Source organism: Haloferax namakaokahaiae (assembly GCF_042663225.1).
Classification (GTDB): Archaea; Halobacteriota; Halobacteria; order Halobacteriales; family Haloferacaceae; genus Haloferax; species Haloferax namakaokahaiae.
The window spans coordinates 100,816-119,106 of the sequence record NZ_JBHTAA010000001.1; the positions used below are offsets into that span (position 1 = coordinate 100,816).

The window sequence follows — 18,291 nt, forward strand, 5'->3', positions numbered from 1 at the left end:
GCGTGACTGGAGTCGAGAACCGCTCAGACGCCCCACGCGTCGTTGCCGTCGCCACCGAGGAAGACGACACCCACGAGCAGGAACGTGATGAGCACGAAGGCGATAAGCGAGAGGCGCGGGATGGTGAGTAGGCCGCCGAGCATCTCGTACTGGATGCTCGTACACGGGCCGCCGACCGTACAGGTCGCGCCGGGTGCGACCTGTAGATAGGTGTGGTACCCCGCGAGTGCGACGCCGCCGAGCGAGAGCGGAAGCACCGTCTTCCACACCGCCTCCCGGTCTTCGACGGCGGCGACGCCGAGGACGACGACGAGTGGGTACATCAGAATGCGCTGGTACCAACAGAGGTCACACGGCATCAGTCCCAGTCCGAGACTGAAGTAGAGACTGCCGCTGGTCGCCGCGAGCGCGACGAGCGTCGCGGCACCGAGGAGTGCTCGCGTCCTGTCGGTCATCGAGTCCTCCGTGGGTGGCGCGTCGGTCGTGTGGCGGCGCTCGATTCAGTCCCAGTGGCCGACCTGCGGTTGCGTGTGCCTCGGGTGTGCGTTCCAGCGTGCACGATAGACAGAGACGACACTGCCGACAAAATAAATCCAGCGACCACCCAGCAGTCGCTCAGTGTGTGAGAACAGCGCCGTGCCGTCGGGGGACGACCGACGACCGACGCCATCGTGCCTACTCGGGCACAGAACGACCATACACCGAACCGGTGCGTATGAACGGGTGGCGGCACGTGTAATGAACGTTGTGCCGAATTCAGCCCCACCGGACCATCCTATTTAGCTCAATTTCCCACTTTCATACACACTTCGCCCATTCGATTTATACTCCTACGTGTCGTCTATTTGACCCGAAGTTGCACTCATGCCATCCCTCAAATCACTCACCGACCACGACGAACTCCTGAACGAGGCGTTCGACGCACTGGGCCACGAATACCGACGGCGAGTCCTCTATCGATTAGCCGAAGACGGCGAACTCTCCGGAGAGTTCTGTTCGACACCGGTGTTAGGCGAACAGACTGACCCCGATATCCTCAGTCTGCAACTCTACCACGTCCACCTCCCGAAACTCGACACTGCTGGCTTTATCGATTGGGACAGAGATGGCGGTTCGATTCGTCGCGGGGAACGGTTCGAAGCGGTGGTTCCGCTGTTAGAGATGCTCGCCGAGCAAGACGACAGACGGGTGTGAGTTTGGGGGTGGGAGGGCAGTGGTTTTTGAAAGAGGATCGGGAGGGAATTTGAACGCTGTGAGACGGTCGTCTCACGTACTCACGCTCGCTTTGCTCGCGTGAACGTCACTCGCAACGAGTTGCTCCCTGATTCAAATCCCTATTTTCGCATTCACAGCTTCACAGTCCAAGCGACACGCACAGCGGTCGCTTGGAAGGTAGTTCAGCAGAGAAATGCTCGGTAGGGGATTTGAACCTCAGTCGCTCCACTCGCTTACGCTCGTTTCGCTCCCTGATTCAAATCCCTACACTGCGCGCTCTTCTTCGTCACGTTGTTCCTCAGAAGAGTGCTCGGTAGGGGATTTGAACCCCTGTCCTCGGCTCGAAAGGCCAAGATGATTGGCCGGACTACACCAACCGAGCCAACTGCATTCACGAGTGACCGCCGGATTAAATTAAACGTTGCGTTCCGCCACGGCTTCGAGTGAGAGACCCACTCACGGGTAGCGATTACTCGCCTTTGAACTCGGGGTCGCGGTCGCTCGTGAACGCGGCGATGCCTTCCATCAGGTCAGACGTGGTAAAGACCAGTCCGAAGGCCTGTGCCTCGACTTCGAGCCCAGCGTCTGTGTCGTCCCAGCCACTTTGCATAGCGCGCTTGGTGTAACGTTGGGCAATCGGCGGCCCCTGTGCGAACTTCTTGGCGTACTCGAACGCCTGGTCCACGAAGTCCTCGTTCTCGAAGATTTCGTTGACGAAGCCGAAGTCGGCCATCTCCTCGGCGTCGTAGCGCTCGGCAGTGAAGATAATCTCCTTTGCGCGACCCATACCGACGATTCGCTGGAGGCGGACCGAGCCACCCCATCCGGGGATGAGACCCAGTTTGTGCTCGGGCTGGCCGAACTCCGAGCGCTCCGAGGCGACTCGAAGGTCGGCGCACATGGTGAGTTCCATCCCGCCACCGAGACAGAACCCGTCGATGGCGGCGACGACTGGCATCTCGACTTCTTCGAGTTTCCCGAAGGTGTGCTGGCCTTTTCGAGAGAGTTCGGTGCCAGTAATCGCATCCGGGCCGCTCGCAGCGACACTCGTCACGTCTGCTCCAGCGGAGAACGCCTTGTCACCGGCACCGGTGAGGAGGATTGCACGAACCTCGTCGTCGTCATCGAGGATGTCGATTAGCTCGCCGAGTTCGTCGATCAGGTCGGTGCTGATAGTGTTGAGGCGGTGCGGGCGGTTGAGCGTGATGTGACCGACGCCTTCGCGCACGTCAACGAGGAGGTTCTCGAACTCGTAGTCGTCGCCCTCGTCGGAGTCGTCGTCGTAGAAGCCAGCGCCCGAGTCGGCGCGCTCGCGGAGGTACTCGACGGCGTCGTACCGTGCGGCATTGGTTTCTTCGAACAAGCCGTCGAGCGTCTCGACGAGCGTCTCCAGTCCCGTGGCGTCGGCCATCTTCGCGGGACCGTCGGGGAAGCCAGCGCCGAGCATGACCGCGCGGTCGATCGCCTTCGGACCGGCGACGTCGTTGCCGATGAGACCGGCGACTTCGTTGGCCATGACGGCGAGCAGGCGGTTCTTGACCGATTCGCTGCCTTCGCCGTGGGGGACGTGCGCGCCCTCGCCGGACTCGTAGTCGTAGAAGCCTTTGCCGGTCTTCTTGCCGAGGTTGCCCTCCTCGACTTTCTCGGAGAGGAGCGGGCACGGTTCGTAGGCGTCGCCGAGGACTTCGTGCATGTATTCGAGGACGTGATAGCCCACGTCGATGCCGACCTGGTCGGCGAGTTCGAACGACCCCATCGGGAGACCCATGTCGTACTTGGTCGTGGAATCGACTTCGGCGACGGTGGCATCACCGGACTCGACGATCCACGCCGCCTCGTTCATGAGGGGGACGAGGATGCGGTTCACGATGAAGCCGGGACTGTCCTTGTGGACGCGAACGGGCGTCTTGCCCATCTCTTCTGCGAGGTCCTCGATGACGTCGAGCGTCTCGTCGTCGGTGTGCTTGCCCGAGATGACTTCGACCAGTGCCATGCGGACCGGCGGGTTGAAAAAGTGCATCCCGCAGAAGCGCTCGGGTCGGTCGGTGACTTCCGAGAGTTCCGTGATGGAGAGACTGGAGGTGTTGGTAGCGAAAATCGTGTGGTCGGGGGCGTTCGCTTCGAGTTCCGTGTACACCTCCTTCTTGATGGACATCTTCTCGGGGACGGCCTCGATGACCACGTCGGCTTCGGCGACCGCCTCGCCGAGGTCAACGACGGGCGTCACGCGGTCGAACGCGGCGTCGGCCTCGTCCTGCGTGAGTTGGTCCTTCTCGGCGAGTTTGTTCAGCGACCACTCGATTTGCTCGTAGCCTTTCTGGACGAACTCGTCTTTGATGTCGCGGAGGACAACATCGTATCCGGCGAGGGCGGCCACTTCGGCGATGCCGTGGCCCATGTTGCCCGCGCCAAGAACGGTGATGGTGTTGATATCGTCTACCTTCATGGATGAACGTTACAGTGTGCATTGGTTTCAACATTTCCCCTGAGTGAAATGTAAACTCCTGCTAAGTTTAGAGTCGAGAATTCAGTCCACCGCGCGCCACAGATAGCGACTCGCATAGCTTCGATACGGGTGCCACGGCTCGGCCCGCTCGCGCAACTCGCCGCGGGTCTGCGAATCGGCTTCGAGTCCGAACACCTTCTCCATGCCGCGGCGGATGCCGAGGTCTTCGACCGGGAAGACGTCCTCGCGCGCGAGCACGAAGATGAGGAACATCTTGGCCGTCCAGACGCCGACGCCGCGAATCTCGGTCAGCGACTCGATGACCTCGTCGTCGGACATCGCGTGCAGGTCGTCCGCAGAGAGCCCGTCCTGGAACGCTTCGGCGACGTTGCGGACGTACTCGGTCTTCTGCTTGGAGAGACCACAGTCGCGGAGCACCGCGATGTCTGCTGCGAGGATTCCCTCGGGTGTGACCGTCACCGCGTCGAACATGCGGTCACGAATCGTCGCGGCCGCCGACGTGGAGAGTTGCTGGTTGACGATGGAGACGACGAGTCGTTCGAACGGCTCCGACGAGGCTTCGAGTTCCATCGGGCCGTGCGATTCGACGACTGGTCCGAGGTGTGGGTCAGCTTTGAGTGCCTGATAGGCGTCCTCGCTCATGGGCGACTCTACTCGTGGCCCCGAGAAAAACACCGGCGTCGAAGCCGGTCCAAAAAATACCGTGCCGACAGCGGACTCGCGTTATTCGAGCAGTTCTTCTTCTTCGTCGTCTTCGTCGCGGCGGGCGTCACCGTCCACACGGCGGCGAACGTCCACGCGGTAGTGCTGGAGGATGTCGCGGCCGAGGAGGAGCGGGTAGTCCATGTGCGAGCGGTCTTCGACGCTCGCGGTGACCGTGTGCTGGGTGCCGCCGATACCGATGACGAGGTCCACGACGGGGCGGGCTTTGCCGCGCTTGAGGCTCCCGGACTTGACGCGCGTCATGCTCTTGATGGGACCCGCGCCGATTTCCGCGGCGAGGCTGGTGTCGATGCTCGTCCGGGTCGCACCCGTGTCTGACTTTGCGAGCGCCTGCTGGGAGCCGCTGGTCCCGTTGACGACGACTTCCTCGATGTAGCCGATGAGCGGCGATTCGCCGTCGCGGATGGGCGACTCCGCCGGGAGACACGAGGGCGTCGAGTCGTCGAGCGTGGCCGCGAGTTCTTCGACGCGCTCGTCGTCAACCGCACCGCCGACGCTCTCGATAGCGAGTTTTGCGATGTACGGTGCCGGACTCTTGCCCGTCGCCTTGTAGAGACCTTTGAACCCGGCGGTCGGGTTGGCTTCGAGGACGAACCAACCGTCGTCGCCTTCGACGAGGTCCACGCCGACGTAGTCGAGACCCATCACGTCGGCCGTGTAGAGTGCGGTCTCTTTGGCCTCGTCGGGAAGTTCGTCGGTTGCGTTGAGCACGTCGCCGCCGAGTGCGACGTTCGTCCGCCAGTCGCCCTCGGGGGCGTAGCGGTACATCGCACCGATGATTTCGCCGCCGACGATGTAGACGCGCAGGTCGCGGTGTTTCTCGTCGTCGCGGTCGATGAGTTTCTGCAAGAACGCCTGTCGTTTCCCGACTTTCGGGTTGACGGGCTCGGTGAGGTCAACCTTCCACGTGCCACCGCCGTGCGTACCGATGGCCGACTTGTAGACGCCGACCTCGCCGAACTGCTCGCGGCCCTGGTTCAGTCGGTCGTTCGAGAGCGCGAGCAGTGCGTCCGGCGTCTTGATGTTCCAGTTGGCCAGCGTCGCGGCCGTGGCGAACTTGTGGACCGCCGTCAGGACGGCGTCCGGTTCGTTGAGCATCGGTCGGATGCGGTTGAACGTCGTCGCAAGACCGAGCAACTCCGCCGGCTCTTCGGTGTTCGAAAGTAAGAGTCGATTCGCAATGATGTCCACCTCGGGTTCGACTGTCACCTCTCCGTCTCTGATATTCACCGCCGTGTTCTCCTGTCGGAGCCACACCGGTTCGTGGCCTAAATCCTCGACAGCATTGAGAATAGCCTTCGTCTCCTTGCTGTTGTGCAGCGAAAGCACCCCGACGCGTACTGCGTCGCCGTTGTTGGTGGACATACTATGTGATATCTGCCTGGTTTCAAAGGCGTGACGGTCACGCGCCGCCGTGTTTGGGGTTCTCGATGTCCCGCGATTTCCTGCCACAGTTTATAACACTCGACTCCTATCGTGTGGCATGGCCGACAACGAGGCCTTCACCTTCAACGGGGGCAGGGTCGAGCCGGGCGAAACCCAAGATATCCGCTACGGTATCTCCGAGACCTATCTCGGCGACCCGGTTCGTATCCCCGTGACGATCATCAACGGCGAACGAGGTGGGCCAACGGTATTTCTCTCTGCGGCGGCGCACGGTGACGAACTGAACGGCATCGAAGTCGTCCGCGAGGTCGCCTACGAGTGGGACCTCGCCGACCTCGCCGGCACGCTCGTCTGCATGCCGGTGTTGAACGTTCCCGCGTTTCTCGCCCAACAGCGATACCTCCCAATCTACGACCGCGACTTGAATCGCTCGTTCCCCGGGTCGGAAACTTCCACGGGCGCAAAGCGCATGGCACACCGTATCTACCAGAACTTCATCGCGCCGTGCGACCTCGGCATCGACTTCCACACGTCCACGCGCGGGCGAACCAACATGCTCCACGTCCGGGCGGATATGACCGACCCCGCGGTCGCGCGACTCGCCAACGCCTTCGGGTCGCACGTCATCATCGACAGTTCCGGCGCGGACGGGATGCTCCGAACCGAAACGTCGGCGCGGGGCACGCCGGCTATCACCGTCGAGATGGGCGAGGCACACCGATTTCAGCGCGAACTCATCGACGAAGCGCTCGCGGGCGTCGAGAGCGTCTTCGCGGAGTACGGTCTCCGCGAGACCTCGACGGTCAACTGGCCCGGTTGGCGGACGGTCATCTCGGACGAGAACGAGAAGACGTGGCTCCGAGCAGATGCGGGTGGTATCGTCGATATGCACCACGACCGAGGCGCGCTCGTCCACGAGGGCGACCGAATCTGTACCATCACGAACCCGTTCAAAGACGACAACGTGAACGTCGAAGCACCGTTTACGGGTCTGCTCGTCGGGGTGCTCGAAAACCCGGTCGTCTACCCCGGAAACCCGCTGTGCCACCTCGTCGAACTGAAAGACAACGTGCGACGCGTCGTGGAACGAGAACAGTCGCCGAGCAGCGAAACGCCCATTTAAAACAGACACTGCGGTCAAGAACACACCCTGTGCGGCGATTTTTGCTGACAGTGACGCTGGGACGTACACGTAAATACTATAGCATCCCGGTCCTGACCTGCACAGGAGTATGAGTCAGTCTTACAATCGGGGGCTCATCGAAGACTTCGGCCGATGGCGGGAGTTTTCGGCTGGCATGTGGGCCTGGATATTCCACAAGTTCACCGGCTGGGTGCTTGTGGGCTACCTTTTCACCCATATTGCCGTGTTATCGACGGCCCTCTCGGGCGCGGCGCCGTACACGACCACGATTCAGGCGCTGGAGAGCCTGCTTATCGTTCGAATTCTCGAAGTTGGACTGCTCGCAGTGGCGGTGTTCCACATCCTCAACGGACTGCGACTCCTGTTCGTTGACCTCGGCGTTGGCCTGGAAGCACAGGACAAGAGCTTCTACGCCTCGCTGATGCTCACGGGTGTCATCGTCATTGCGAGCGTTCCGACCTTCCTGTCGGGGGTGAGCATCTAATGGCAGAACGATACACGTCCTTCAAGCCAGGTGGACGCCGGTGGCTGTGGCAGCGCCTCACCGCCGCGTTCCTCGTCATCGTGTTGGCGTTCCACTTCTTCCTGCTCCACTTCGTCTACCACGCCGACGAAGTGACCTTCGCCCTCTCGCAGGCGCGAATGGAGCAGTTGACGTACTTCTCGCTGATGATTCTGTTCCTCGTCACCGCGACGTTCCACGGCGTCAACGGCGTCTACAACGCGCTCGTCAATCAGGGTCTCTCCGGGACCCGCAAGCGCGCTGTGCAGGCCATCCTCGGCTTCGCCAGCATCGTCCTCATCGTGCAGGGCGTCCGGACGGCACTCGCGTGGGCTGGAGGTGTTCCGATCTAATGAGTACGCAAGTTCCGAAGCAAACAGAAGAGGAAGAATCGTCCGCCGAAGTCGTCCCCGCGGGACAACAAAAGCGCGAGGCGAAAAAGCGCGAACGCGCCGCTCGCATCCAAGAAGAGCGCGAAGCGGAAGCCGAAGAGAAGGCACGCTCGAAGGACGACACGTACCACCTCAAGGTCTTCCGCTACGACCCCGAAGTCGAAGGGAAACAGGAACCCCGCTTCGACGAGTTCTACGTCCCCTACAAGCAGGGAATGACGGTGCTCGACGCCCTCATGTGGGCGCGTGACCACTACGACTCGTCGCTGACGTTCCGCCACTCGTGCCGACAGGCGATCTGTGGCTCCGACGCACTGTTCGTCAACGGGTCGCAGCGACTCGGGTGTAAGACCCAGTTGTCGGACCTCTCCGAGCCAGTTCGTATCGAACCGCTCCCGCACGCCGAAGTCGTCAAAGACCTCGTCGTCGATATGGAGCACTTCTACGACCAGATGGAAGCCGTCGAGCCGTTCTTCCAGACGAACTCGCTCCCAGAGGGCGAACTCGACGAACAGCGACAGTCCCGCGAGAACCGCGAGAAGGTCAAGATGTCCACGCGCTGCATCTGGTGTAGCGCGTGTATGTCCTCGTGTAACATCGCCGCTGGCGACAACGAGTACCTCGGTCCCGCCGCCATCAACAAGGCCTACCGCTTTGCGATGGACGAGCGCGAGGGCGAGGACATGAAACAGCGCCGCCTCGAAATCCTCGAACAGGAACACGGCGTCTGGCGCTGTCAGACCCAGTTCTCCTGTACCGAGGTCTGTCCGAAGGACATCCCGCTCACCGAGCACATTCAGGAGATCAAGCGCGAAGCGATCAAGAACAACCTGAAGTTCTGGTAAGCGACCACACAATCACAATTCAATCATGTACACACACGATGTAATCGTCGTCGGCGCGGGTGGCGCGGGCCTCCGCGCGGCGATTGCGGCACACGAGGAGGGAGCCGACGTGGCTATCGTGTCCAAACTGCACCCGGTTCGCAGTCACACCGGTGCGGCCGAGGGCGGCATCAACGCCGCACTCCGCGAGGCCGACTCGTGGGAGGACCACGCATACGACACGATGAAGGGGTCCGACTACCTCGGCGACGCCCCGGCAGTCGAAACCCTCTGTAAGGACAGTCCGAAAGAGACCATTCAGCTCGAACACTGGGGCATGGCGTTCTCGCGCGAAGAGGACGGCCGTGTCAGCCAGCGCCCGTTCGGTGGCCTCTCGTTCCCGCGTACGACCTACGCGGGCGCGGAGACCGGCCACCAGTTGCTCCACACGATGTACGAGCAACTCGTCAAGCGCGGCATCAAAGTCTACGACGAGTGGCACGTGACCAACCTCGTCGTCTCCGACGAAGAACGCCCAGAGGACCGCTCGTGCCACGGCATCGTCGCCTACGACGTGCAGTCCGGCACGGTCGAGGGCTTCCAAGCCCGCAACGGCGTCATCCTCGCTACGGGTGGTCTCGGACAGGTCTACGACCACACCACGAACGCGGTCGCCAACACAGGCGACGGCGTGGCGATGGCCTACCGCGCCGGCGCGCCCATCGAGGACATGGAGTTCATCCAGTTCCACCCAACCACGCTCCCTTCGACGGGTGTTCTCATCTCCGAGGGTGTCCGCGGAGAAGGTGGCATCCTCTACAACAAGGAGGGTGAACGCTTCATGTTCGAGTACGGCTACGCGAACAACGCCGGGGAACTCGCCTCGCGCGACGTCGTCTCTCGTGCCGAACAGACCGAAGTTGACGACGGCCGCGGTATCGAGGACGAGTACGTCCACCTCGACATGCGTCACCTCGGCGAAGAGCGCATTCTGGACCGCCTCGAAAACATCATCCACCTCTCGGAAGACTTCGAGGGCGTCAACCCGCTCGAAGCACCGATGCCGGTCAAGCCCGGCCAGCACTACGCGATGGGTGGCGTCGAGACGGACGAACACGGCGAGACGTGTATCTCCGACCTCTACGCCGTCGGTGAGTGTGCCTGTGCCTCCGTCCACGGTGGCAACCGCCTCGGCGGTAACGCGCTCCCCGAACTCATCGTCTTCGGCCGTCGCGCCGGCGAACACGCCGCGGGCAAAGACCTCGGCGAGCCGAAAATCACGACCGGGAAGGTCGGCGACTTCGAACTCGCAGAGGTCGAGACGCCGGTCGAACTCGGCGAAGCGGGCATCGGCGAAGACGTCGTCGCGGATGGAGGTGCTGCTGCCGACTCCGGTACTGCCGCAGCGAGCGACGAAGCGATGCAACGCGCCGTCGAATCGGAGCGCGAGATGATAGACTCGCTCCTCGAAAAGAACGAGGGCGTCCAACACGCCGAAGTCCGCGAACGCGTCCAGAAGTCGATGACGCGCAACGTGAACGTGTTCCGCGAGGAGAGTCGCCTCAAGCAGGCACTCAAGGATATCCGTGAGGCTCGCGTCCTCTACCAGGACGTCTACGTGGGCGACAAGTCCCGGACGTTCAACACGGACTTGCTCCAGACGCTGGAGACGCGCAACATCCTCGACCTCGCCGAAGCCATCACCGTCGGCGCACTCGCCCGCGAGGAGTTCCGCGGCGCTCACTGGCGCAAGAACTACCAAGAGCGACGCGACGAAGAGTGGCTCAAGCACACGATGCTCTCGTGGAACGACGGCAAGCCGGAACTCTGGTACAAGCCCGTCATCCTCGAAGGCGAGAACAAGACGTACGAGCCGAAGATTCGGAGCTACTAAGCTCGACATCTCTTTTCTTCGACGCTGGGCCGCGAAGTCGAGCGACAGCACTGTGTCGAACGGCCCACCCGTGGCCCAACCGAGTGCCGGTCATCGGTGAGAGTCACCGACCGCGAACCGGACTGACCAACGGCTATTTCATGAATCACGCCCTAGCAATGGCTGGAAGGGTGGCTCAGTGGTAGAGCACACCGGCAGTGGCCTTTCGAGGCCGATCCGGTGGTTTTCAATGGCTTCGCGTGGTTCGACTCCCGCCCCTTCCATCCCGCGTTCGTCCCCGTTCTGTCCCGCTTCGTCTTTCGTCGAAAGTCGCTCCCGATACACCCGTGTTTTTCTCGCATGTACGTTCGTGACGAACAGAACGATTTGCTCGAATTCGAGTAGTTCAGGTTCCCTCTATGGATTATACACTATTCGACAATCGTTGAAAGAGGGTTTTATTATCGTCGAAGTCAAGAAGTCGATAACAACTATGCAGCAGACGATTCAACATACGACGGTTCCCTCGGAGCTGAATTCGCCGACAGCCAAACTCGTCTACCTCTATCTCACGACGCACGACGGCGCGTCTATCACCGAACTGGAATCGGGTCTCTCGATGAAGAAAATCTCTCTCTACAGCATCCTCAAGACGCTCTCGAAGCGTGGCTTAGTCCAGCAGCACGCAGAACAGTACCACGTCGCGCAGTAGTCACTCAAGCGCGCAGGAGGCCCCGTCACACGAACGCCAGCAACAGGCCGAGGACGATGGCTGCGAAGATGAGCAACGATGCAGCGAGCATGAACTGGTCGGATTTACTCATACCCTCTCGTCGCAGCGAGTGGAAATAAGTCTCCGTCTCGTCGAGGTGGGCCAGTATCGCGCCCGAGAACTGGTACGAAAGCCGGTTCGCCCCACATTCTCCGTTCTAGTCGGATTTTCGTCTAATTTTCTTCTTCGATAACAGCAGGGGTAATACTAAATTCAAGAACCTCGTGGAGTCAGTAGCGAAGTTAATGGAGTACGTGTACGCGGTCACGGTGCTGATTGCGGGGCTTCTCCTCGGAGCCGTCGCAGTCGTGACTGCGCTGACGTACACGCCGTACGGTGCTTCGACGTTCGACACCGCCATTACCGCGTTGACGGGGATTACACTCCAACTCGGTAACCTGCTTTCTATCTCGGCGCTCTGTGCGTTCTTGTTCGAAGGGCTCACGATGGCTGGTATCCACTACCCGATTATCGTCCCGGCGACGTTCGCGTACGTCGTCACCCACATCACCGTCTACTACTCGTGTCTCCGAATCACCGACCTCCAGGCAGAGCCGCTGGACCCGGATATCGTCATCAAGCACAACCCGTTTCGTGCGCTCGTCCTCGGTGTTCCGGGGTCGCTTCTCTTGATTCGGGTTCGACCACCGAGTGGACGGCGATAGGGGGTTCTGTTTGGGAAGACAGGGCGGAGTGCGATTTGAACGCCGTGAGACGACTGTCTCACGTGCGTAGGCGAACAGAAATTAGTCTGAACCGCGGTCGCAACGCTTCGAATGGTTACTAGCTGAACGTCCGGAGTGCGATTTGAACCACGGTCGCAACTCTCCGAGTTGCTCCCTGATTCAAATCCCACTGTTCGCTCTTTCTTCGTCGCGTTGCTCCTCAGAAAAGAGCTAGGAGTGGGATTTGAACCCACGAAGTCTCGATTACAAGTCGAGTGCATGAACCGCCCATGCTCCCCTAGCGCATCTGGCGATTATCGGTCCTCCTTTGAGTGTGTATCGTTTCGCGTCGATTTTTCGAGTTCGATTCGATGGGCGTCGTACCCGTGGCGTCGGTAGAATCGACGCGCATCTTCGTTAGCCGCGAGGACGTCCAAGGAGATAGTATCGACACCGTTCGCTCGAAGCTGTGCTTCGGCTGCCGTGAGCAGTTCAGTTCCGACTCCGCTGCCGCGCCGCTCGGGGAGGACGAACAGGTTGTGAATCGTCCCGCGACGAACGTCTTGCTCGTATCGACCGGATTCGATGCCGAACATGACGAACCCGAGCGGGTCGCTCGTCGAGTCGTTGTCGCCGTCCGCGACGGCGACGAACACGCCGCCGGCGGTGATGTACTGGGCTATCGACTCTCGAATCGGCGTCCGGTTGGCGTCGGCTTTCAGATGCGACTGATACGCTCTCTGGCCCGCTGCGAGGTCCACCCAGTAGTCCACGAGCGTATCGAGGTCGGAGAGCACCGCCGGCCGAACCTGCATGCGTTCCACTCTGACGGCTGTTGGCTTTTATTTGGCGGCAATGACCGGATGTTGGCAAATACGTCGTTGTCTGTCGGTTGTACTGTTTGCACCAGTGGCCAATTAGGAAAGCTTTAAGACTGTTTATCGTCCGCACTTATCATGAGGATAGTTATCAATGGGTATTGCCGAAACTTACTCCCGGGGCAGGCAGTTTGCCGTCGAGCGTCCGTTCGCGCTCGTCCTCGCCGTCGTCGCAGTGTTCCTGCTCGGCGACCTTCTTCTCGGGGTAGCAACTGGCCAAACGCAGTTTGCCGACATCGGCACGCTCGTTTGGGATGGCCTGATGCGTGGGCTCGTGATTGGCCTCGCGGGCATCGGGCTATCGATGACGTACAGTATTCTGAACTTCGCTAACTTCTCGCACGGTGACTACATCACGGCCGGCGCGTTCTCCGGGTGGGCGACGACCTACCTCCTGGCCGGACTCGGCCGTGCTGACATCGGTGCCCTGCTGTTAGTCGGCGCGGGTGGCTCCGTCTACGGTGGGACCCTCGGCATCGGGATGCTCTCGACGCCGGTCGCCGTCGTCGCGGGTATCATCATCGCAGGCGGATTCACCATCCTCCTGTCGCTCGGCGTGGACCGGTTCATCTTCCGACCGATTCGTGACGAGGGAGGTATCACCCTCCTCATCACGAGTATCGGTGTCGCGTTCGCGCTCCGCTACCTGATGCAGTTCGTCTTCGGGTCGGACGTTCGCGGGACGACCGCACAACCACCATCGGTCGGACTCTACTTCATCGATGGAACCATCTTCATCGACGCCCACGACATCACGCTTCTCGTCGTCGCGGGCGGACTGATGCTCGGCGTCCACCTGCTCTTGCAGCGGACGAAACTCGGCAAAGCGATGCGCGCGATGGCCGACAACGAAGACCTCGCCCGTATCACGGGAATCCCGACCGAACAGGTCGTCCGTGCCACGTGGATTATCGGTGGCGGTCTCACCGGTATCGCCGGCTACATGTTCGTCCTCTGGAAGGGGACGCTCGGATTCAACGACGGGTGGCTCTTGCTGCTGCTCATCTTCGCGGCAGTCATCCTCGGTGGCATCGGCTCGATTTACGGTGCCATCACCGGCGGTATCGTCATCGGTATGACGGCGTCGCTGTCCGTGCTGTGGATTCCGTCTGCGTTCGCACGCGCGGCGGCCTTCGTCGTGATGATCGTCATCCTGCTCGTGAAACCGTCCGGTCTCTTTAGCGGGAGGGCGACCGCATGAGCATCAGAGAAGACCTCGCCGACCGGATGCCCGGTGGCGACGCGGGACTCATCGTTGCGACGCTCCTCGGCGTCTATCTGCTGTACATCTTGGCAGGTATCGGGCTTGGGTACACCCTTCGTGGGCAACTCAACTCGCTCGGAACGCTGACGTTCTACATCGGTATCTTCGCCATGCTGTCGTTGGCACTCAACCTCCACTGGGGGTACACGGGGCTGTTCAACATCGGTATCGTCGGCTTCATGGCCGTCGGTGTGTACGTGATGGCCATCGTCTCGAAACCGACGTTCGTCGCCGGTGGGGCCGCACAGGTCGGCGGGCTTGGCCTGCCACTGTGGGTCGGCGTCCTCGCCGGCATGGCTGCCGCCGCGATTCTCGGCTTTATCGCCGCACTCCCTGCCTTGCGGTTGCGGGCCGACTACCTCGCAATCGTGACGATTGCACTCTCGGAGATTATGCGCTTTAGTTTCCTCTCGGGAGAGTTGCAAGAGTTCAACCTGCTCGGCAACAAGGTCGGCTTCGGTGGCGGGTCCGGTCTCATTCTGGACTTCGTCCCACCGCTCGAAGCGCTCTTCCGTAGTATCGGCCTGTGGGGTGCCTACCTCGGTCTGGTCGATGCCGTCCAGGTCGTCATTCCCCGGAACCCGAAGCCAGTCGTCGATAGTCTCGTCTACGGGGCGCTGCTGTTGGCCTTCGTCGCCCTGTTCTATTGGTTACTCAAGCGGACTGGCGAGTCGCCGTTCGGTCGCGTCTTGAAGGCGATTCGAGAGGACGAAGACGTCGCCAACGCGCTCGGCAAGAACACTGACAACTTCAAAATCAAGTCGTTCATGCTCGGGTGTGCGCTGATGGGTCTCGCCGGGATTCTGTGGCTCATGCCGCAGGGTGCGGTGACGCCGAACTTCTTCCGCCCGCGCGTGACGTTCTTCGTCTGGATTGCGCTCATCATCGGCGGTGCCGGCTCCAACACCGGCAGCGTCCTCGGCGGGGCAATCTTCGCGGCCGTTCTCTACCAAGGCCCGCGCTACTTCCAGAACCTCGTCCAAGCGGTACTCCCGAACCTCGACGCGCCGAACGGATTCGGCCCGGCTATCTCGCCGCTCATCTCGTCGTTCGACCCGGTTCCGTTCGTCCTCTACACGGTTGACAGCATCCGCCAGCTCCAACTCGTCTTGATGGGTCTCGTGCTCATCTGGCTGATGCACAACCGACCGGAAGGACTGCTCGGACACCGCAAGGAGACGGCGTCTGTGATTTCGCTCGACCGCCCGAAGTCGATGCAAACGACCGCGGCCGACGGTGGGTCGGAAGAATCTGTCCGGACCGATGGTGGCATCGACGAAGAAGGAGGTGTCACCGTAGGTGACAGCACGTTAGACCGGAGGTCTAACGGAGGTGCTGACGATGAGTGATTCGTCTGCACCCTCTGTCGATGACGTTGCGAACAAAGTCGATGAAGGCGCACTCGGTGCCTTCGCCGGCGGCGTCGAAACCACAGAGCAGTTCCCATTGAAAGTCGATGGACTCCGAAAGTCCTTCGGCGGTATCACCGCCGTCGATGGTGCGTCGTTCGAAGTCGAGGCCGGGACGCTCACCGGTCTCATCGGCCCGAACGGGGCCGGTAAATCGACGACGTTCAACCTCATCACGGGGATGCTGAAACCCGACACCGGAACGGTGACGTTCAACGGCGAGGACGTGACGGGTCTCGAACCCCACCAAATCGCCAACCGCGGGATGGTTCGAACGTTCCAAATCGCACGCGAACTCAGCGAGATGACCGTCTTAGAGAACATGATGCTCGCGCCGAAGGCGCAAATCGGCGAAGAGCTTTGGCGGTCTGTCGTCCCCGGCGTGCGCAACGAAGTGCGCGAACAAGAAGAAGAACTCCTCGAACGCGTCTGGGAAGTCCTCGACTTCTTCGACATCGACCACATCGCCCACGAGTACGCGGGGAACCTCTCCGGCGGCCAGCGGAAACTCCTGGAGATGGCTCGGGCACTCCTGACCGACCCCGACATGCTCCTCTTGGACGAGCCGTTCGCCGGCGTCAACCCGACGCTCGAGAAGAAACTGCTCGAACACATCCACGAACTCCGCGAACAGGGTTACACGTTCCTGCTCGTCGAACACGACATGGACCTCATCATGAACAACTGTGAACACGTCATCGTGCTCCACCAGGGCAAGGTCCTGACCGAAGGGACGCCCGACGACATCCGGAGCAACGAGGACGTTATCGAAGCCTACCTCGGAGGTAACGTATGAGCATCGACGCGAACACCAGCGCCACCAGCGGCGCGGGTGTCGAAGACCGCGACGACGTCTTACTTCGCGTCCGCGACCTCGACGCAGGCTACGGCGACTTGCAAATCCTGACCGACGTGGACATGGACGTCTTCGACGGCGAGTACGTCACTATCGTCGGCCCGAACGGCGCAGGCAAATCGACGACGATGAAGTCCGTCTTCGGCCTGACTGCCCTCATGGGCGGCAGTGTCGAGTTCAAGGGCGAGGACATCACCGGCCGACGACCGGAAGACATCATCCACGTCGGCGTCGGGTACGTCCCACAGAACGACAACGTGTTCCCGACGCTCTCGGTCCAAGAGAACCTCGAAATGGGCGCGTACATTCTCGACGAGGTGCCACAGGACGCACTTCGGGCGGTGTACGACCGCTTCCCCATCCTCGAAGAGCGCAAAGACCAGAAGGCCGGTACGATGTCCGGCGGGCAACAACAGATGCTTGCGATGGGTCGCGCATTGATGCTCGACCCCGACCTCCTGCTCTTGGACGAACCCTCGGCGGGACTCGCACCCGACCTCGTCCAGGAGATGTTCGACAAAATCGACGAAATCAACGAGGCCGGGACGGCCATCCTGATGGTCGAACAGAACGCCAAAGAGGCGCTTCGACGCTGTGACCGCGGCTACGTCCTCGCAAACGGTGAGAACCGCTACATGGACACCGGCACGGCGCTCCTCGAAGACGAACAGGTCCGTCAGGACTTCCTCGGCGGGTAATCTTCGGCAATCCCCTTTTCGAGATGCCTGTGTAGTGAGGCTGAGCCTCAGCGTCGTCACGTCCAAGAGAGTATCCCTGTTTCCACCGTCGGAACTCCCCCTTCGAGTTGGACCTCCGCTTTCGTGCTTGCACTGTTGCAAGCGAGGTATGGAACGGTAGCAGAACCCGATGACGTTGCAACAGTCAACTCGTACTCGTCGCCGATTGGGAAGTCAACGGTGAGATGGTCGGTTCCCGGTGCAACCGTCTGTGTTGTTTCGGCGACAACCACGTCGTCCCTGGTTAGCGTCGTCGTCACTTCGTGTCGGGTCTCGTCGTTGTTCTCGACTACTATAACTGCAGTCCCGGGCCACGCACACCCAACTCTCAGCGCTCCACTCTCGGTGATGAGGACAGCTAAGACAGGATAGTTTGCGTATTCGCCGATTTGCCATTCGTATGTTGACTGCTGTCCGTATTCCGTCTCGATGAACACGTCGTACGTCGCGTGCGATTTCACTACCGGGCCAGCCGAAATTTCGTGGTGTCTCAGTGCATCAAAGGTGTGGACGAAGAACTGGTCACCAGAGTGCTCGAGTGTGACTGTGAGTTCAGAGGCGTCGTTGCTTTCGTTTCGTACGACCACGCGAGGTGAGCTGAAAATGTCTTTCGCACCCGAAACGGTGTACGGTAGTGACTCGTCGCTCAACTCGACACTCTCGTTTTCGCGTGGTTCGAGTGCTCCGTTGCTCGTGATAACGATTTCGAGGCCTCTATCTCCTTCTTTGAAGCACCACTCGTAGTCGAGACGAGCACCGGTTTCGAGTCCAGCCACGATGCTATAGACTCCTTCTCCGACGATGTCGGGCTTGATACTCATCGAATGTCCGGGTCCGGGGCCTATATCGAAAGACTGGTCGAGAACTGTTTCGTCGGCCTGCGTAACCTGCACCGAGAGTGTGTGGCCGCGGTCGGACTCGTTTTTCACACCAAGGTTTACCCTTGGAACCGGTGTTTTGGTCCGTGTCTGCTCTGGTGTTGGCGATGCTGTTGTCGGTGGTTTAGTCGATGGCTCTGCTGTCGTTCGTTGGGATGCAGGCCTCTCGGAATTAGACCCAAGACACCCTGCGACACCTACGAGGAGCGACCCGGAGAGCGACGAGAGGAGGGCACGGCGCTTCATCGTCTTCTCGTATCAGCAGTCGGATAAGTGTCTTCTGCCCCAACACTCGAAATCGAGCGC

General features: G+C 60.8%; 18 protein-coding genes and 3 tRNA genes. 13 read left to right on the forward strand and 8 right to left on the reverse strand.

Annotated elements, in window-relative coordinates; all coding sequences use genetic code 11:
• Nucleotides 1-23: 23 nt before the first annotated feature.
• Complete coding sequence (locus tag ACFQJC_RS00560) at nucleotides 24-455, reverse strand: disulfide bond formation protein B (RefSeq protein ID WP_390221300.1); 432 nt, start codon at nucleotides 453-455, stop codon at nucleotides 24-26.
• A 409-nt stretch (nucleotides 456-864) separates the two neighbouring features.
• Here ACFQJC_RS00560 and ACFQJC_RS00565 point away from each other — a divergent pair, with 409 nt between their 5' ends.
• Nucleotides 865-1,194, forward strand: coding sequence for a DUF7344 domain-containing protein (locus ACFQJC_RS00565; RefSeq protein ID WP_390221301.1), 330 nt, complete (start codon nucleotides 865-867; stop codon nucleotides 1,192-1,194).
• 328 nt (nucleotides 1,195-1,522) lie between these two features.
• Here the strand turns inward: ACFQJC_RS00565 and ACFQJC_RS00570 are convergent.
• The 4 genes from ACFQJC_RS00570 to ACFQJC_RS00585 form a co-directional block, all read right to left on the reverse strand.
• Nucleotides 1,523-1,597, reverse strand: a tRNA-Glu gene (locus ACFQJC_RS00570).
• Between the two features lie 87 nt (nucleotides 1,598-1,684).
• Nucleotides 1,685-3,661 (reverse strand): 3-hydroxyacyl-CoA dehydrogenase/enoyl-CoA hydratase family protein, encoded by a 1,977-nt coding sequence (locus ACFQJC_RS00575; RefSeq protein WP_390221302.1) that lies wholly within the window; start codon nucleotides 3,659-3,661, stop codon nucleotides 1,685-1,687.
• Nucleotides 3,662-3,742: 81 nt separating this feature from the next.
• Nucleotides 3,743-4,324 (reverse strand): DNA-3-methyladenine glycosylase family protein, encoded by a 582-nt coding sequence (locus tag ACFQJC_RS00580; RefSeq protein WP_390221303.1) that lies wholly within the window; start codon nucleotides 4,322-4,324, stop codon nucleotides 3,743-3,745.
• An 81-nt stretch (nucleotides 4,325-4,405) separates the two neighbouring features.
• On the reverse strand, nucleotides 4,406-5,770 hold the full coding sequence (locus ACFQJC_RS00585) for a putative ATP-dependent zinc protease (RefSeq protein WP_390221304.1): 1,365 nt from the start codon (nucleotides 5,768-5,770) through the stop codon (nucleotides 4,406-4,408).
• A gap of 118 nt (nucleotides 5,771-5,888) precedes the next feature.
• Between ACFQJC_RS00585 and ACFQJC_RS00590 the strand changes: the two genes are divergently transcribed.
• The 8 genes from ACFQJC_RS00590 to ACFQJC_RS00625 all read left to right on the forward strand — a co-directional run bounded on the left by ACFQJC_RS00590 (nucleotide 5,889) and on the right by ACFQJC_RS00625 (nucleotide 11,963).
• Nucleotides 5,889-6,914, forward strand: a complete 1,026-nt coding sequence (locus ACFQJC_RS00590) for a succinylglutamate desuccinylase/aspartoacylase family protein (protein ID WP_390221305.1) — start codon at nucleotides 5,889-5,891, stop codon at nucleotides 6,912-6,914.
• Between the two features lie 109 nt (nucleotides 6,915-7,023).
• Nucleotides 7,024-7,419, forward strand: coding sequence for a succinate dehydrogenase, cytochrome b556 subunit (gene sdhC / locus ACFQJC_RS00595; RefSeq protein ID WP_390221306.1), 396 nt, complete (start codon nucleotides 7,024-7,026; stop codon nucleotides 7,417-7,419).
• Nucleotides 7,419-7,790, forward strand: coding sequence for a succinate dehydrogenase hydrophobic membrane anchor subunit (locus tag ACFQJC_RS00600; RefSeq protein ID WP_390221307.1), 372 nt, complete (start codon nucleotides 7,419-7,421; stop codon nucleotides 7,788-7,790). Before sdhC ends, ACFQJC_RS00600 begins: the two co-directional genes overlap by 1 nt.
• Complete coding sequence (locus ACFQJC_RS00605) at nucleotides 7,790-8,674, forward strand: succinate dehydrogenase/fumarate reductase iron-sulfur subunit (RefSeq protein WP_390221308.1); 885 nt, start codon at nucleotides 7,790-7,792, stop codon at nucleotides 8,672-8,674. Before ACFQJC_RS00600 ends, ACFQJC_RS00605 begins: the two co-directional genes overlap by 1 nt.
• A 25-nt stretch (nucleotides 8,675-8,699) precedes the next feature.
• Entirely contained in the window at nucleotides 8,700-10,547 is a 1,848-nt protein-coding gene (locus tag ACFQJC_RS00610; protein ID WP_390221309.1) for an FAD-binding protein, read from the forward strand.
• 164 nt (nucleotides 10,548-10,711) lie between these two features.
• A tRNA-OTHER gene (locus tag ACFQJC_RS00615) sits at nucleotides 10,712-10,810 on the forward strand.
• 209 nt (nucleotides 10,811-11,019) lie between these two features.
• Nucleotides 11,020-11,238: a TrmB family transcriptional regulator gene (locus tag ACFQJC_RS00620; RefSeq protein WP_390221310.1), complete on the forward strand. Its 219-nt coding sequence runs from the start codon at nucleotides 11,020-11,022 to the stop codon at nucleotides 11,236-11,238.
• A gap of 305 nt (nucleotides 11,239-11,543) precedes the next feature.
• Nucleotides 11,544-11,963 (forward strand): DUF8133 family membrane protein, encoded by a 420-nt coding sequence (locus tag ACFQJC_RS00625; protein WP_390221311.1) that lies wholly within the window; start codon nucleotides 11,544-11,546, stop codon nucleotides 11,961-11,963.
• A 229-nt stretch (nucleotides 11,964-12,192) separates the two neighbouring features.
• On the opposite strand, the gene ACFQJC_RS00630 is transcribed toward ACFQJC_RS00625, so the two are convergent.
• Both ACFQJC_RS00630 and ACFQJC_RS00635 read right to left on the reverse strand, forming a co-directional pair.
• Nucleotides 12,193-12,266 (reverse strand) — tRNA-Thr (locus ACFQJC_RS00630).
• Nucleotides 12,267-12,277: 11 nt separating this feature from the next.
• Nucleotides 12,278-12,778, reverse strand: a complete 501-nt coding sequence (locus ACFQJC_RS00635; RefSeq protein WP_390221312.1) for a GNAT family N-acetyltransferase — start codon at nucleotides 12,776-12,778, stop codon at nucleotides 12,278-12,280.
• Between the two features lie 325 nt (nucleotides 12,779-13,103).
• On the opposite strand from ACFQJC_RS00635, the gene ACFQJC_RS00640 reads away from it, so the two are divergent.
• From ACFQJC_RS00640 to ACFQJC_RS00655, 4 genes are read left to right on the forward strand one after another with little or no spacing between them, the layout of a single operon-like run.
• The gene (locus ACFQJC_RS00640; RefSeq protein WP_390222314.1) at nucleotides 13,104-14,042 is read left to right on the forward strand and encodes a branched-chain amino acid ABC transporter permease; all 939 of its coding nucleotides are present in this window, start codon (nucleotides 13,104-13,106) and stop codon (nucleotides 14,040-14,042) included.
• The gene (locus tag ACFQJC_RS00645) at nucleotides 14,039-15,454 is read left to right on the forward strand and encodes a branched-chain amino acid ABC transporter permease (protein ID WP_390221313.1); all 1,416 of its coding nucleotides are present in this window, start codon (nucleotides 14,039-14,041) and stop codon (nucleotides 15,452-15,454) included. Before ACFQJC_RS00640 ends, ACFQJC_RS00645 begins: the two co-directional genes overlap by 4 nt.
• Complete coding sequence (locus tag ACFQJC_RS00650; protein WP_390221314.1) at nucleotides 15,447-16,310, forward strand: ABC transporter ATP-binding protein; 864 nt, start codon at nucleotides 15,447-15,449, stop codon at nucleotides 16,308-16,310. Before ACFQJC_RS00645 ends, ACFQJC_RS00650 begins: the two co-directional genes overlap by 8 nt.
• Nucleotides 16,307-17,068: an ABC transporter ATP-binding protein gene (locus ACFQJC_RS00655; RefSeq protein ID WP_390221315.1), complete on the forward strand. Its 762-nt coding sequence runs from the start codon at nucleotides 16,307-16,309 to the stop codon at nucleotides 17,066-17,068. Before ACFQJC_RS00650 ends, ACFQJC_RS00655 begins: the two co-directional genes overlap by 4 nt.
• A 56-nt stretch (nucleotides 17,069-17,124) precedes the next feature.
• Here ACFQJC_RS00655 and ACFQJC_RS00660 read toward each other — a convergent pair whose 3' ends face one another.
• Complete coding sequence (locus tag ACFQJC_RS00660) at nucleotides 17,125-18,231, reverse strand: hypothetical protein (protein WP_390221316.1); 1,107 nt, start codon at nucleotides 18,229-18,231, stop codon at nucleotides 17,125-17,127.
• Between the last annotated feature and the right edge of the window lie 60 nt (nucleotides 18,232-18,291).